The sequence below is a fragment of the Flavisolibacter tropicus genome (assembly GCF_001644645.1).
Lineage (GTDB): Bacteria > Bacteroidota > Bacteroidia > Chitinophagales > Chitinophagaceae > Flavisolibacter > Flavisolibacter tropicus.
This window is the reverse complement of the sequence record NZ_CP011390.1, coordinates 4,870,521-4,882,765: the sequence shown is the minus strand read 5'-3', so window position 1 is coordinate 4,882,765 and position 12,245 is coordinate 4,870,521. Positions and strand designations below refer to the sequence as shown.

At 43.1% G+C, this 12,245-nt stretch carries 12 protein-coding genes; 4 read left to right on the top strand and 8 right to left on the bottom strand.

The features are described 5' to 3' along the window. Positions 1 to 639 (top strand): murein L,D-transpeptidase catalytic domain-containing protein, encoded by a 639-nt coding sequence (locus tag SY85_RS20960; protein WP_066407294.1) that lies wholly within the window; start codon positions 1 to 3, stop codon positions 637 to 639. 227 nt (positions 640 to 866) lie between these two features. Here SY85_RS20960 and SY85_RS20955 read toward each other — a convergent pair whose 3' ends face one another. From SY85_RS20955 to SY85_RS20945, 3 genes are all read right to left on the bottom strand, one after another. Continuing rightward, positions 867 to 1,652 (bottom strand): segregation and condensation protein A, encoded by a 786-nt coding sequence (locus SY85_RS20955; RefSeq protein WP_066407291.1) that lies wholly within the window; start codon positions 1,650 to 1,652, stop codon positions 867 to 869. 122 nt (positions 1,653 to 1,774) lie between these two features. Then, a complete protein-coding gene (mscL, locus tag SY85_RS20950) occupies positions 1,775 to 2,167 on the bottom strand; it encodes a large conductance mechanosensitive channel protein MscL (RefSeq protein ID WP_066407289.1) in 393 nt (130 codons plus the stop codon). 39 nt (positions 2,168 to 2,206) lie between these two features. After that, complete coding sequence (locus SY85_RS20945) at positions 2,207 to 2,944, bottom strand: PPK2 family polyphosphate kinase (protein ID WP_066407287.1); 738 nt, start codon at positions 2,942 to 2,944, stop codon at positions 2,207 to 2,209. A gap of 53 nt (positions 2,945 to 2,997) precedes the next feature. Here SY85_RS20945 and SY85_RS20940 point away from each other — a divergent pair, with 53 nt between their 5' ends. Continuing rightward, the gene (locus tag SY85_RS20940) at positions 2,998 to 3,870 is read left to right on the top strand and encodes a DMT family transporter (RefSeq protein WP_066407285.1); all 873 of its coding nucleotides are present in this window, start codon (positions 2,998 to 3,000) and stop codon (positions 3,868 to 3,870) included. Here SY85_RS20940 and frr read toward each other — a convergent pair. Both frr and SY85_RS20930 read right to left on the bottom strand, forming a co-directional pair. Then, positions 3,867 to 4,430: a ribosome recycling factor gene (gene frr / locus SY85_RS20935; protein WP_066407283.1), complete on the bottom strand. Its 564-nt coding sequence runs from the start codon at positions 4,428 to 4,430 to the stop codon at positions 3,867 to 3,869. The genes SY85_RS20940 and frr overlap by 4 nt on opposite strands. A gap of 73 nt (positions 4,431 to 4,503) precedes the next feature. Then, positions 4,504 to 5,637 carry an MraY family glycosyltransferase gene (locus SY85_RS20930; RefSeq protein WP_066407275.1) on the bottom strand — a complete coding sequence of 378 codons (1,134 nt, stop codon included), beginning with the start codon at positions 5,635 to 5,637 and terminating at the stop codon, positions 4,504 to 4,506. 224 nt (positions 5,638 to 5,861) lie between these two features. Between SY85_RS20930 and SY85_RS20925 the strand changes: the two genes are divergently transcribed. Next, positions 5,862 to 6,695 carry a transketolase gene (locus SY85_RS20925; protein WP_066407273.1) on the top strand — a complete coding sequence of 278 codons (834 nt, stop codon included), beginning with the start codon at positions 5,862 to 5,864 and terminating at the stop codon, positions 6,693 to 6,695. 262 nt (positions 6,696 to 6,957) lie between these two features. Here SY85_RS20925 and SY85_RS20920 read toward each other — a convergent pair whose 3' ends face one another. Both SY85_RS20920 and rbfA read right to left on the bottom strand, forming a co-directional pair. Next, positions 6,958 to 8,184, bottom strand: coding sequence for an FtsX-like permease family protein (locus SY85_RS20920; RefSeq protein WP_066407272.1), 1,227 nt, complete (start codon positions 8,182 to 8,184; stop codon positions 6,958 to 6,960). Between the two features lie 48 nt (positions 8,185 to 8,232). Then, positions 8,233 to 8,634 carry a 30S ribosome-binding factor RbfA gene (gene rbfA, locus SY85_RS20915; RefSeq protein ID WP_066407270.1) on the bottom strand — a complete coding sequence of 134 codons (402 nt, stop codon included), beginning with the start codon at positions 8,632 to 8,634 and terminating at the stop codon, positions 8,233 to 8,235. 69 nt (positions 8,635 to 8,703) lie between these two features. Here rbfA and SY85_RS20910 point away from each other — a divergent pair, with 69 nt between their 5' ends. Next, the gene (locus SY85_RS20910; protein WP_066407268.1) at positions 8,704 to 10,536 is read left to right on the top strand and encodes an ABC transporter ATP-binding protein; all 1,833 of its coding nucleotides are present in this window, start codon (positions 8,704 to 8,706) and stop codon (positions 10,534 to 10,536) included. Positions 10,537 to 10,544: 8 nt separating this feature from the next. On the opposite strand, the gene SY85_RS20905 is transcribed toward SY85_RS20910, so the two are convergent. Beyond that, a complete protein-coding gene (locus SY85_RS20905) occupies positions 10,545 to 11,684 on the bottom strand; it encodes an acyl-CoA dehydrogenase (protein WP_066407266.1) in 1,140 nt (379 codons plus the stop codon). Between the last annotated feature and the right edge of the window lie 561 nt (positions 11,685 to 12,245).

Sequence of the window (12,245 nt, the reverse complement as noted above, 5' to 3'; positions counted from 1 at the left end):
ATGAGAAAACTGCTTCTAGCTTTTTTAGGCCTGCTACCCTTGTTAGCAGGCCTTTATTATTTCCTACCCCACTATACCAAGTACAATTTTCCTGTCGCCGCCACTCCCAATAAGAAAGCAACCGAAAACAATATCACAGCCAAACTAAAGAAGCAAGCAGTCCAAGGCAAGGCTTATGCGCTGACACAAAACCTTTCTACTCAATATGGTTTCCTTATTGATATGAGCCAGCCGAGTGGACGCTATCGGTTCTTTGTTTACGATTTTAAAAGAGACTCCATCTTAGCAAAAGGACTAGTAGCACATGGCAGTTGCAACACCGATTATTTAGAAACAGCCCAGTACTCTAATACGCCAGAAAGTGGATGTAGTTCGCTGGGAAAATATAGAGTAAGTTATAGCTACAAAGGCCAATTTGGTAAAGCCTACAAACTAAATGGATTAGACTCTTCTAATTCTAATGCCTTTAATCGCTTTGTAGTACTTCACGCCTACGACTGCGTCCCTAATAGTGAAGTATATCCTCAACCGATCTGTAATAGCTTAGGCTGCCCCATGGTTTCTTATGACTTCCTAGCCAAGCTTTCTGGTTATATCAACAAATCGCCAAAGCCCATTTTGTTGTGGATTTATGAGTAAAAGTATGCTGCAAGCTATACGCTGCACGCAAAGGGTTTCGCACAGAGCAAAGGAGAAAAGGAGAAGAAAAGAAATACAGAAATACCTATAAAACAAAAGCACTCCATTAACGGAATGCTTTTCTATTTAGATTCTTTTTAATAATCATTGATTATTGATCATTGAGAATTGAACATTTCCAAATCATCAAATCCATTAGCTAATCCTCACATCAGCTAATCAGCTAATTACAAGTGCATATGCTCCTCGTCTGTCAGGCCTTCTTCTGTTTCGTTGTATTCAATAAGGAAGTTATTCTTGCCATCGCCAATGATAATGCGCAAATATTTTTGTGACACCAGTTCCAGCATGGAAAGGAATAAGAAAATGGCATGCACGCGGTTTTCCGCTTGTTCAAAGATGCGCTCAAAGGAAAGTGTACGCTCACTGTTTGCCAGTGAGATCATACTGGACTTTGTAGTATCCATACTGTAGTTATACTGTACTACGGTATGTACCAGTTTATTATGTTTATCGGAGTAACGCTGCATTACCCGCTCAAAAGCTTTCATTAGCTTAAAGAGTGTAATGGCTTGGATCTCCGTTCCCTCACCAGCCTCATCCCCAATAATCGACAGCTCTTTTTGGATATTACCCCGCTTGATCATAAGCATCCGCTCTGCTTCCAACTCGGCCATCTTAGCAGCCGCTTCCTTGTACTTTTTATATTCAAGGATCTTATCCACCAGTTCCAGCCTTGGGTCAATTTCATTACCCTGTGCGTCTATTTCTTTACGTGGCAACAACATTTTAGCCTTGATACGCATCAACGTAGAGATAAAGAGAATAAACTCGCTGGACAGCTCAATATTGAGAGACTCCTGGCTGTGTATATAATCCAAAAAGTCTTTAATAATACGCGTGATGGGGATGTTATAAATATCCAACTCATCGCGTTCAATAAAGAACAGCAGAAGATCAAAAGGGCCTTCAAACTGAGGCAACGTTATCTGATATGTGGTGGTTATTGCCAAAGGTTATTGATTGTTTAAATAAAATCCCGTGGAAACCGTGCCACGGGACTAAACAAAAATACAATTTCTATTGTAAAGGCTATAGAATCGGTCTTTGAAGGCCCAGAATTTAACGAAAAGGCCTATACACGTGGATTATTATGCAAACTGTCGCGAATTTCCATTAATAACTTTTCAGTTACAGTAAGCTCAGGAGCGGGAGCATCTGCTGCTTTTTCCTTGACACGTTTTAGCCTATTAATCCCTTGTATCATTACAAACAGGACCAAGGCGATGACCAAAAAGGTAATAATGGCTGCCAGGAACTTACCGTACTTAACCCCATTCCAGGCCAGTTGGTCCAAGTTTTCTAAATGGGCAGCTTTCAAAGCCGGACTCAAGATCAAAGGTGTAATTACATCTTGTACCAACGAGGTTACGATTGCGCCAAATGCAGCGCCAATTATTACCGCAATGGCTAAATCTATAACGTTGCCTTTTAAAGCAAATTCTTTGAATTCTTTAATGAAACCCATAATACCGTTTTGTTAAAACTAAAAAGAAAATAGATTAAATCACAGCGGGTTTTCCGGATACTTCAAATTCAAAGCTTCCAGCCCCTCTGTTATGGTCTTTGCTACCAGATACTCCTTGTACCAATTTTGATCGGCAGGAACAATTACCCAAGGCGCTACCTGGCAGTTTTCAATCACTTCTTCATACATCTTAATATAGGTATCCCAGTGTTTGGCTTCTTCCTGGTCGGCTACATCATGTTTCCACATCTTCCTTGGATCCTCTACCCGCTCTTCCAGCCGCTCTTGCTGCTCTTTGCGTGAAACATGTAAGTAGAATTTAAAGATCACCGTTCCGTTGTGCTGCAAAAGCTGTTCAAAATGATTAATATCTGCAAACCGCTTTTTAGCTGTTGCATCATCACACCAGCCATGCACCCGGGTGATCAATACATCCTCATAATGGCTACGGTTAAAAGCGTGAATCATGCCTTTGGCAGGTATTTTTTGATGTATCCGCCATAAAAAATCGTGTGCTTTTTCTTCATCTGTAGGTGCCTTAAATGGAAAAGCACGTACCCCCATGGGATTTAAAAAGCCGAGCACTTTCTTGATGGCGCCATCTTTACCACTGGCATCCATACCCTGAAAAATAACCAGTACGGCATATTTACTACCGGCATACAACCGGTTTTGTAATTCACTTAGTCTATCCAACAATCCCTGGGTTTCTTCTTTTATTTGGCTTTTATCCAGTTCCTTTGGAGCCTTTGTAGAGAGGTCATCTAACCGGATCATACAGAAAATTTATTCTAATCTAATCTTTTCCCGTTGCACTTTTGCAGGGATTTATGAAGAACCAAAAACTAATCAACTGGAGCCTTTTCGTTTTACTATCCCTTATCTGGGGCAGTTCCTTCATATTGATGAAATTGAGCAAAGAGCACTTAAATGGTTACCAGATTGGGGCGCTTCGTATTTTCTCAGCCGGCCTGATCTTCTTTCCTTTTGCCCTGTTTCATATCGTTAAAATACCCAAACGTAAAATTCCAGTTGTAGCTCTTTCGGGCCTGTTAGGCAACCTGCTACCAGCTTTTCTATTTGCCATAGCTATTGAAAAAAAGATTGATAGCGCGTTAGCGGGTATTCTTAACTCATTGACGCCCTTATTTGTTATTGTAATCAGCGTCATTTCTTTTAAAGCCAAAGTGCCCCGCAACAAAATACTTGGTGTGGTACTGGGTTTTGTTGGTTTATTACTACTAAGCCTATCCAAGGGAGGCATCAGTCTTAATAATGTTGGGTATGCTTTACTCATTTTACTGGCCACCATTATGTACGGACTGAATGTCAATGTGGTTACTCAATACTTGAAAGGTGTTGATCCGTTTCACATGGCTACCGTATCACTGGCTTTTATGAGCTTGATTGCTGGAATTATATTATGGCAACAAGAGATGGTGTCTATGGCAATTTATGATGAAGGAGCCCGTGTATCAATGCTATATGCGGTACTGCTAGGTGTGGTAGGCAGCGCTATAGCTACTTTGCTTTTCTATATTCTGATAAAAAAAGCAGGCGGCTTATTTGCATCTCTGGTTACTTACGCCATTCCCATTGTGGCCATCTTTTGGGGCCTTTTAGCGAAAGAGAATGTAACCCTTATTCAAATAAGCTGCCTGGCAGTAATATTAGGAGGAGTGTTTTTAACAAACAGGGCTTAAATAGACATGATCTCTTTTTCTTTAGCCTCTAGATGTTTATCCACCTTGGCAATAAACTTATTAGTTATATCCTGCACATCGGCTTCAGCGTCCTTAGCCGCGTCTTCACTCAAACCGTTCTTTTGTAGTTTTTTAATGCCTTCAATGGCATCGCGGCGAATATTACGAATGGCCACCTTTGCATGTTCACCCTCGCCTTGGCTGCGTTTTACCAGTTCTTTACGACGTTCTTCTGTAAGTGGCGGCAGAAAAAGACGGATAATCACCCCATCGTTTTGAGGATTGATTCCAATATTAGAAGCAATGATGGCTCTTTCTATTGGCTGCAGCATATTTTTTTCCCAAGGTTGGATCGTTAATGTGCGGGCATCCAACGTACTGATATTACCTACCTGGCTGATGGGAACCGGCGATCCGTAATAATCAACCATAATGCCATCCAACATTTGAGGATTAGCTTTTCCTGCTCTGATTTTAACCAACTCAGCTTCCAGGTGATTAATAGCCCTATTCATTGAGTCCTGCGCAGTATTCAATGTACGCGACACATCTTCTGACATACCATTAGAATTTTAAGTAGCGCAAAGCTACTAAAAGAGCCAAGATTTTGCAGCGTTAATTGCACATCAAAGCCTATTCATTTTCGGCTATTGCAGTTTCTTTTGTAATAGGAACAACCTTGGTATGCACAGCCAAAGCGTTAGATTTAGGTTTGGCCGATGCAGCAGTTTCCGCCACTGGTTTTTTCAATAGAAGTAAAGCGGCTAACATTACGGTGGCTACTGTACAAAGTAATAATAATGTATAGGTAGGCCCTAACCCTCTGCTAAAGTAAGCCAAGGCAATAAAAAATACATTCACCAATAGGCAGCACAGGGTGATGTATTTATGGTTAAGCCCCCTGTCTAACAACAAATGATGGATATGATGCCGATCAGGAGTAAAAGGCGAACGTCCACGCAAAATGCGAATGGAAAACACGCGCAAGGTATCGGACAATGGCACCATCAATATGGAAAAGCCAATAGCTACTGCTGATTCCATAGGCAATAACACATTAGTGCTATCGGCTACGCTGATAAACTTTATGGCCAATATAGCATTGACCAGACCTAGTAACAGCGAGCCTGTATCGCCCATAAAAATTTTAGCGGGATTGTAATTAAAAATCAAGAAGGCCAATAAACTTCCCGTCATGGAAAAGGACAACACCGCATAAGCCGGCATGTTAGCCATAAGAAAATAGGTGCCAAAAACAGAAGTGGTAAGCATGCCCAACGTTCCAGCCAAGCCATCAATACCGTCGATGAGATTAAATGCGTTGATTATAACAATAATAGTCATGTAGGAAAAGGCCAGGCTAACAGCATCAGGCAACTGCTCCAGGCCAAACAAACCATGCATGCTGGTAATCCGTATTTCTCCTAAATGAATCAACACAGCTGCCGCCACTACCTGACCAATGAATTTTCGCATCGGCGACATTACTATCATGTCATCATTGATACCAATAAAAAAAATCATGGTAGCAGCCGCGAAAAAAAATTGAAATTCAGGATAGGCTTTTACAGATATACCTAATAGAGAAGCCAGGAAAAAACCACTGAAAATACCAATCCCTCCTAGCGAAGCAATAGGCCTTGTATGTAACTTCCGGGCATCGGGTATATCAAACAGCTTTTTTTGCTCAGCCACAGTAATAATGGCTGGGATAGCAAAAAAAGTGATGATAAAAGCTACCGAGGCTGTCAAAAGCACGTGTAACATACAGCTGAGTTTTCGCGGCAAAAATAGAGATGTTTCGATATGGTTAAATAAATGTTTTCCAATATCACATCATAAATAGTTATAATAATCGCATACTGAAGGAGTTATAACTATTTATTGAAACACGTAAAGCTCATGAACATTTAAAACCAAAAAAGTTCGCACATTTGCACGGATTTCGACAATCAGTGTTACCTAAAAGTTTAACGAACTCATAAAATTTTATGCCAAATCTTAAAGAAATTGCTTCTCAGGTTCGACGTGACATACTGCGCATGGTACATGGCGTTAACAGCGGTCACCCCGGAGGATCATTGGGCTGTGCCGATTATATGACAGCACTCTACTTTGAAGTAATGAAACATAACTCGGCCTTCGATATGGACGCAAAGGACGAGGATGTGTTTATTCTTTCTAACGGCCACATCTCTCCAGTATATTACTCGGTACTGGCCCGCTCTGGTTATTTTGATGTTAAAGAACTGGCCACCTTCCGTAAACTGGACTCCCGCCTGCAAGGACACCCCACAACTCATGAAGGGTTGCCAGGCATACGCGTAGCCTCTGGTTCGTTAGGCCAAGGTATGAGTGTAGCTATAGGAGCTGCCCTGACAAAGAAACTGAACAACGATTCCAGCGTGGTGTATTCGCTACATGGTGATGGAGAGTTACAGGAAGGTCAGAACTGGGAAGCCATCTTATTTGCCCCTCACCACAAAGTGGACAACCTGATTGCAACGATAGACTGGAACGGCCAGCAGATTGATGGGCCTACACAGAAGGTGATCAATATGGGCGATATAAAAGCTAAGTTTGACGCATTTGGCTGGCATACGTTAGAAGTGGATGGAAATGATATGGATGCGTTGGTAAATACTTTAAAAGAAGCTAAGTCACTAACGGGCAAAGGAAAGCCCATCGCTATCATCATGCACACCATAATGGGGAAAGGTGTGGACTTTATGGAGAACGACCATAATTGGCACGGTGTAGCTCCAAGTGATGAGCAGTTGCAAAAAGCCCTGCAACAATTACCTGAAACAATGGGGGATTATTAAGCAGCCCAGCGCACGCCCCCGGCCCCTAAAGGGGAGGGCCGGGCACAGAGCCAGGCTAATCAATGGTCATTAATCAATAGTCATTGACCAACACACAAAGCAGAAGATTGTGCTTCTTATACAAGAAAAGCACTCCACTAGTGGAGTGCTTTTCTATTTTATTGCTTTTATTCTTTGTGGCTCACCCTCCGCGTCTCTGCGCCTCTGCGTGAAATCAGAAGCCTAGCCCTCCCCTTTAGGGGCCGGGGGCGTGCGCTGGGCTTTACTCCTCCCGCAGCAAAAACTGCTGCCGGCCGGCCTTCCGGGCGGGGATATACGAAGCGATGAGAGCTATGACTAGAACGGTAATGGCTACCAGTAAAAAATCCATAGGGTCAAGTTTGACGGGAAAGTAGTCAATCAGAAAAGACCCGCCTTCCAAGGGAATAATTTTAAAATAGATCTGTCCCAAGGCTATTAAGAAGGCCAAGAGCATACCCACACCCCCACCAATAAGCGCTAATAATAAGCCTTCACTTAGAAAGATCTTTTGAATTAGTCCTTTATCAGCCCCTAAGGCGTGCAAGACGCTTATATCTTTTTTCTTCTCCAATACCAACATGGTCAGTGCGCCAATCATATTAAAGGCTGCTACTATCAGGATGAGGGATAGGATCATATAGATCACCCATTTTTCAGCCCGCATCACAGCATAGAGACTGCGATTTTGCTCATAACGGGTTTGAATTAGGTAGTCTTTGCCTAAAACCTTTTGCATATGCTCTTTAACGACATCGGGGTCGGAACCCGGGAATAAAGAAAGCTCAGCACCGCCATAGGTATCCTCCGGGAGCTCCAACATGGCGCGCATAAAGGCTAAATTGGTAAAGGCGTAATTATTATCAAACTCCTGCTGAATAATAAAAGCGCCTGATGTATTGACCGTATCAGCACTAATGGATTGCAGCGGATCGGAGACCGATACATCTGCACTCTTACGGGGCATGTAAACCGTGAGGGGAGAAATATTACGATCGCTTTGAACCCCTACGGCATTCTCTATGCCAGCCCCTAACACTAGCAAGGGGGCATCTGCTGTACCCAGGTCAAAGTTTCCCTTCACCACATGATCGGCTACACCAGAGACCTTTACGTAGTTTTCATCTACCCCTTTTAGATTTACAATAGATTGTGATTCACCATTTTGCAACAAGGCTTTCTCCTGTGCTACCAGCGTATATTGGTTAACACCTTTGACAGCTCTTAATTTTGCCAGCTGCTCTTTTGTGAGTACCAGTTGTTTGCCACTAACCGGCGAGATCTTGATATCCGGATAAAACGAAGAGTACAATGACTTCACCAGATCTTCAAAACCATTGAAGACACTAAGCACCAATATAAGTGCAGCAGTGCCCACTAAAATAGCCAGGATACTGATCCAGGCTATTATATTAATGGCATTGGTAGACTTCTTTGCTTTAAAATAGCGCCAGGCGAAAAGAAAGTTCAAGGTTTCAAGTTTAAAGTTTCAGATTTCAAATGGTGAAATGTTCCCTCATTATTCTTCATTCCTTGGGCCTTGCTCGTTATCCTCCTCTGTCTTTGGCTTTTCCTCATGAATCTGCTTAAACAACTCCTCCATGCGGAATACATGATCCAGCGTATCGTCCTGGAAAAACTTTAACTCGGGCATGCGACGCAACTGGTGCTTTACCCGCGATGTTAGTTCGCGCTTGATCTCCCAAGCTCTATCCTCTATCTTTTTCATGGTAGCTTTCCGGTCGGCTACCTGGAATAAACTTAAATAAATACGCGCTTCCAATAAATCGGGTGTGATTTTAACACTGCTGATGGAGACCATTCCGCCATCCATCATACTCATTCCCAGGCGCTGAAAAATTCCAGTCATTTCTTCCTGAATGAGGCCACCTATTTGCTTTTGACGTTTCCCTTCCTGCATAATCTAACCTTTTGTTGGCTGTAAAAGTAGTTACTTTGCGCTTTTTATACCAAGCTCCGTCCTTGTTGCATGAACCGCTACTCTCGTATATTCAAATATTTAGGCCAATATAAAGGAAAGATCGCCCTCTATTTTTTCTGTATTCTTTTGTCTATAGCCTTCTCCATTGTATCTATGGGGATGCTGATGCCCTTTTTTGAACTGATCTTCAATGGAGACAGTGGCGCATTGGCCCAGATGGCTAAGAACGCCAGCAACCCTATTGTACAATACATCCGGACGTTCCTGGTAGACTCGATTGCCAGCCATACCAACGAAACAGAAGGTAAATTGTATACACTAGGTGTATTGTGTCTGATCATTATTGCTACTATCCTGTTAAAAAACGTTTTCCTGGTACTGGCCCAGTATATTTTGAATCCGCTTAAGAACCACATCGTTAACCTGCTGCGGGTTGAACTATACAACAAAATACTGCATCTCCCTATTGGTTACTTTACTGAAAAGAAGAAAGGCGACTTGATCAGCCGCATTACTAATGATGTGAATGAAGTAGAAGGTTCACTGGTAGGTGCATTGGAAGGCTGGGTACGCGACCCGCTGACTATCATTATAAACTTTGCCGTACTGTTCTTTATCAGTGCCAAGCTTACTTTCTTCCTATTATTATTTATACCCATTATTGGTTTTGTCATTGGCCGCGTATCTCGCTCGCTTAAAAAGCCATCAAATGAGGCTGCTATTAAACACGCAGAATCAGTATCTGTACTGGATGAAACACTGGGCGGATTGCGCGTAATCAAGGCATTTAACATTGAAGGTTTGTTGCGCAATCGCTTTAATACCATCAATGATGAACTGGTAGATGCCAAAAACCGTATTGCTTATCGCCGCGACCTGGCCTCTCCTACTTCCGAGGTAATGGGGGTAATGGTGTTTTGCGGTATTCTTTATTTCGGTGGCCAGTTGGTATTGGGTGGAGACCTGGGTCTGGAGGCTTCGGCTTTCCTTACCTACTTAGCCATGTTCTACAACATTATCAACCCAGCCAAGGCTCTTTCTACTTCCTTCAGCAATATGCAAAAAGGTGGCGCCGCTATTAGTCGTATTGAGGAAGTATTGGAAACACCTAATACGGTTGACGATAACCCGAATGGTAAACAGCTTACCACCTTCCATAAAAACATTGAGCTGCGTAATGTTACCTTCTCTTACGATGGTACGCCAATCCTGAAGAATATCAACCTGACGATTGAAAAGGGTAGAACAGTAGCACTGGTAGGTTCGTCTGGTGCAGGTAAATCTACTTTGGCCGACTTAGTGCCTCGTTTCCACGATGTAACCAGTGGCGAGTTATTGATTGATGGCGTGAATATCAAAGACTACTCATTAACATCGGTACGCAACCAGATCAGCATTGTTACACAAGAACCGATCTTGTTCAATGATACCATTGCCAATAATATTTTATTAGGTAAACAAGATGCTACCGATACAGAAATACAAGAAGCCGCTAAAGTGGCCAATGCACACAACTATATTTCTGTAAAAGAGCAAGGCTATAATACCAACATTGGTGACAGAGGTACCAAACTGAGTGGTGGTGAGCGCCAGCGTTTAACCATTGCCCGTGCGGTACTAAAGAACCCACCAATCTTGATCCTGGATGAAGCCACATCGGCACTGGATACGGAAAGCGAGCGTCTGGTACAGGATGCCATCAACAACATGATGCAAAACCGCACCAGCATTGTTATTGCCCACCGCTTGTCTACCATCCGCCATGCCGACGAAATTGTTGTTCTTCAAAAAGGTGAGATCGTAGAGCGCGGCACGCACGATCAGTTAATGCAAAAACAAGGATACTATTATCGATTAGTGCAGATGCAGGAAGTTAGGTGACGCCCCCCTTATTTTAGTACCTCCCTCGATATCACCAGCTTTTGAATCTCACTCGTTCCCTCGCCTATAGTGCAAAGCTTCGCGTCGCGATAATGCTTTTCTACAGGAAAGTCTTTCGTGTATCCATAACCGCCAAAGATCTGCACGGCATCATTGGCTGATTTCACTGCCACTTCACTGGCGTAGTACTTAGCCATAGCGGCTACCTTTGTCATTTCTTTACCGCGTATTTTCAAATCACAGGCTTCTAATGTCAGTAACTCGGCGGCTTGAATTTCAGTAGCCATATCGGCAAGCTTAAAAGCAATACCCTGGAAAGAGGAAATGGGTTTGTCAAATTGGTGACGCTCTTGTGAATACTTCAAGGCCGCCTCATAAGCACCTTTAGCAATACCTAACGACAGTGAAGCAATGGAGATGCGTCCACCATCTAAAATCTTCATAGCCTGCTTGAAACCATCACCTACTTCTCCTAAACGGTTTGCATCAGGTATTACACAGTTTTCAAAGATCATTTCTGCAGTTTCTGAAGCACGCATCCCTAGCTTGTTCTCTTTTTTACCAGCAGAAAATCCTGGAGTACCACGTTCTACTATAAAAGCAGTAGCATTATTCTTTGCACGAGGCTCGCCAGTGCGACAAACCACTACAGCCACGTCGCCACTTTTACCATGCGTGATCCAGTTCTTGGTACCGTTTATCACCCAGTTGTCGCCATCGCGCACGGCGGTGGTCTTCATGTTGCCGGCATCACTTCCGGTATTGGGCTCGGTTAATCCCCAGGCACCAATCCATTCTGCAGTAGCTAGTTTAGGCAGGTATTTGCGTTTTTGTTCTTCATTCCCAAAAGCCATAATATGACCAGTGCAAAGCGAGTTGTGTGCCGCCACACTCAAGCCAATAGACCCATCTACCTTGGCAATTTCTTCAATAACGGCTTTGTATTCAAAATAAGAAAGTCCAGCACCACCGTATTCCTCGGGTACCAGCACTCCCATCAGACCCAGTTGTCCCATTTGCTTAAACACATCAACTGGAAAGGTTTGGCTCTCATCCCAATCCATAACATAGGGTTTGATGTGCTGTTGGGCAAAATCACGGGCGGTCTGCGCTACCTGTAGCGTAATCTCAGAGGTTTCGAAATTCATAAAGGGGCAATCGTTTAAGAAGTACAAATATAGAGGAAAGGCTTCGCACAGAGGAAAGTAGAAAAGGAGCACTGCGGATTAGGTGATGGAATTGACAGGAAATGTCCCACAGCTAACGCAGATAGACACATAGATCAATTCAAGTTGTAGGATTCCGGTTTCAATTGACACTCTCATCCCGCCTGCTATAATTAAGCCTCTTTATTTTGTCATACTGAACGCAGTGAAGAATCTTAGAGGCTATGGTAATACTACAAGCTGCTAATGTAAAGTCTCTTGCTGTCACCATGAACTTGATCCAAGGCCTATCAAATGGAGCATCTCCTCTCCCTCCCAATTTCAAATCCCCAATTCCTCCTCCCTATTGAACATTGAGTATTGAAAGTTGATCATTGAACATTCCTTCTTCATTCTTCCTTCCTTCATCATTCCTTGCTCCTTGTTCATTATTCCATCCGTCCCATCCTCTAATCTCCCCAAATCCCGGTTCAGACAAATCCCCTTCATCCGCGGTCTACCTTGCCTGCCACTTCCCTCTACCTTCATAGCCACTCCTATGCT

Excerpts from the sequence above, each read along its gene's own strand:
- SY85_RS20960 (WP_066407294.1), top strand. The coding sequence starts at position 1 with ATGAGAAAACTGCTTCTAGCTTTTTTAGGCCTGCTACCCTTGTTAGCA.
- mscL (WP_066407289.1), bottom strand. The coding sequence starts at position 2,167 with ATGGGTTTCATTAAAGAATTCAAAGAATTTGCTTTAAAAGGCAACGTT.
- SY85_RS20945 (WP_066407287.1), bottom strand. The coding sequence starts at position 2,944 with ATGATCCGGTTAGATGACCTCTCTACAAAGGCTCCAAAGGAACTGGAT.
- SY85_RS20940 (WP_066407285.1), top strand. The coding sequence starts at position 2,998 with ATGAAGAACCAAAAACTAATCAACTGGAGCCTTTTCGTTTTACTATCC.
- frr (WP_066407283.1), bottom strand. The coding sequence starts at position 4,430 with ATGTCAGAAGATGTGTCGCGTACATTGAATACTGCGCAGGACTCAATG.
- SY85_RS20930 (WP_066407275.1), bottom strand. The coding sequence starts at position 5,637 with ATGTTACACGTGCTTTTGACAGCCTCGGTAGCTTTTATCATCACTTTT.
- SY85_RS20925 (WP_066407273.1), top strand. The coding sequence starts at position 5,862 with ATGCCAAATCTTAAAGAAATTGCTTCTCAGGTTCGACGTGACATACTG.
- rbfA (WP_066407270.1), bottom strand. The coding sequence starts at position 8,634 with ATGCAGGAAGGGAAACGTCAAAAGCAAATAGGTGGCCTCATTCAGGAA.
- SY85_RS20910 (WP_066407268.1), top strand. The coding sequence starts at position 8,704 with ATGAACCGCTACTCTCGTATATTCAAATATTTAGGCCAATATAAAGGA.
- SY85_RS20905 (WP_066407266.1), bottom strand. The coding sequence starts at position 11,684 with ATGAATTTCGAAACCTCTGAGATTACGCTACAGGTAGCGCAGACCGCC.